1 rRNA gene is annotated in these 2,567 nt (G+C 57.5%); it reads left to right on the top strand.

Features of this window, described 5'->3' with window-relative positions:
- Positions 1-2,567: ribosomal RNA gene (locus IF83_RS0129335) — 23S ribosomal RNA — on the top strand; the annotation flags it as partial.

The following is a 2,567-nucleotide window of genomic DNA, read 5'->3' as shown; positions in this document are numbered from 1 at the left end:
CACCCAAGTAGCACGGGGCCCGAGAAATCCCGTGTGAATCTGGCGGGACCACCCGCTAAGCCTAAATATTCCCTGGTGACCGATAGCGGATAGTACCGTGAGGGAATGGTGAAAAGTACCGCGGGAGCGGAGTGAAATAGTACCTGAAACCGTGTGCCTACAAGCCGTGGGAGCGTCGCGCATCGAGCTTGCTCGGTGCGTCGTGACTGCGTGCCTTTTGAAGAATGAGCCTGCGAGTTTGCGGTGTGTTGCGAGGTTAACCCGTGTGGGGAAGCCGTAGCGAAAGCGAGTCCGAATAGGGCGACCCAGTAGCGCGCCCAAGACCCGAAGCGGAGTGATCTAGCCATGGGCAGGTTGAAGCGCGGGTAAGACCGTGTGGAGGACCGAACCCACCAGGGTTGAAAACCTGGGGGATGACCTGTGGTTAGGGGTGAAAGGCCAATCAAACTCCGTGATAGCTGGTTCTCCCCGAAATGCATTTAGGTGCAGCGTCGTGTGTTTCTTGCCGGAGGTAGAGCACTGGATAGGCGATGGGCCCTACCGGGTTACTGACCTTAGCCAAACTCCGAATGCCGGTAAGTGAGAGCGCGGCAGTGAGACTGTGGGGGATAAGCTCCATGGTCGAGAGGGAAACAGCCCAGAGCATCGACTAAGGCCCCTAAGCGTACGCTAAGTGGGAAAGGATGTGGAGTCGCAGAGACAACCAGGAGGTTGGCTTAGAAGCAGCCATCCTTGAAAGAGTGCGTAATAGCTCACTGGTCAAGTGATTCCGCGCCGACAATGTAGCGGGGCTCAAGCGTACCGCCGAAGTCGTGTCATTCCAGCATGAGGTCCAACGACCGTTGGGATGGGTAGGGGAGCGTCGTGTGCCGGGTGAAGCCGCGCCGGAAGGCAGTGGTGGACGGTTCACGAGTGAGAATGCAGGCATGAGTAGCGATACACACGTGGGAAACGTGTGCGCCGATTGACTAAGGGTTCCTGGGTCAAGCTGATCTGCCCAGGGTAAGTCGGGACCTAAGGCGAGGCCGACAGGCGTAGTCGATGGACAACCGGTTGATATTCCGGTACCCGCTTTGAAGCGCCAACGCTGAACCTTCTGATGCTAAGTCCGTGAAGCCGCCGGCTGAGTCTTCGGACGAGGTCGGAGTGGTGGAGCCGACGATCCAAGGTGGTAGTAGGTGAGTGATGGGGTGACGCAGGAAGGTAGTCCAGCCCGGGCGGTGGTTGTCCCGGGGTAAGGGTGTAGGACGCCAGGTAGGTAAATCCGTCTGGCACGAAGTCTGAGACCTGATGCCGAGCCGATTGTGGTGAAGTGGATGATCCTATGCTGTCGAGAAAAGCCTCTAGCGAGTTTCATGGCGGCCCGTACCCTAAACCGACTCAGGTGGTCAGGTAGAGAATACCGAGGCGTTCGGGTGAACTATGGTTAAGGAACTCGGCAAAATGCCCCCGTAACTTCGGGAGAAGGGGGGCCATTGCTGGTGATCACCCTTGCGGTGTGAGCTGGTGGTGGCCGCAGAGACCAGCGAGAAGCGACTGTTTACTAAAAACACAGGTCCGTGCGAAGCCGTAAGGCGATGTATACGGACTGACGCCTGCCCGGTGCTGGAACGTTAAGGGGACCGGTTAGTCATGATGCGTCATGGCGAAGCTGAGAACTTAAGCGCCAGTAAACGGCGGTGGTAACTATAACCATCCTAAGGTAGCGAAATTCCTTGTCGGGTAAGTTCCGACCTGCACGAATGGCGTAACGACTTCTCGACTGTCTCAACCATAGGCCCGGTGAAATTGCACTACGAGTAAAGATGCTCGTTTCGCGCAGCAGGACGGAAAGACCCCGGGACCTTTACTACAGCTTGATATTGGTGTTCGGTTCGGCTTGTGTAGGATAGGTGGGAGACTGTGAAGCCCGGACGCTAGTTCGGGTGGAGTCGTCGTTGAAATACCACTCTGGTCGTGCTGGATGTCTAACCTGGGTCCGTGATCCGGATCAGGGACAGTGTCTGGTGGGTAGTTTAACTGGGGCGGTTGCCTCCTAAAGGGTAACGGAGGCGCCCAAAGGTTCCCTCAGCCTGGTTGGTAATCAGGTGTTGAGTGTAAGTGCACAAGGGAGCTTGACTGTGAGACCGACGGGTCGAGCAGGGACGAAAGTCGGGACTAGTGATCCGGCGGTGGCTTGTGGAAGCGCCGTCGCTCAACGGATAAAAGGTACCCCGGGGATAACAGGCTGATCTTCCCCAAGAGTCCATATCGACGGGATGGTTTGGCACCTCGATGTCGGCTCGTCGCATCCTGGGGCTGGAGTCGGTCCCAAGGGTTGGGCTGTTCGCCCATTAAAGCGGTACGCGAGCTGGGTTTAGAACGTCGTGAGACAGTTCGGTCCCTATCCGCTGTGCGCGTAGGAGTCTTGAGAAGGGCTGTCCCTAGTACGAGAGGACCGGGACGGACGAACCTCTGGTGTGCCAGTTGTCCTGCCAAGGGCATGGCTGGTTGGCTACGTTCGGGAGGGATAACCGCTGAAAGCATCTAAGCGGGAAGCCTGCTTCGAGATGAGGACTCCCACCCCC

Origin of the sequence: Streptomyces albus subsp. albus, assembly GCF_000719865.1 — a bacterium.
Taxonomy (GTDB): Bacteria; Actinomycetota; Actinomycetes; order Streptomycetales; family Streptomycetaceae; genus Streptomyces; species Streptomyces albus_E.
The sequence above is the reverse complement of the archived record's forward strand: the minus strand, read 5'-3'. Positions and strand labels throughout refer to the sequence as shown.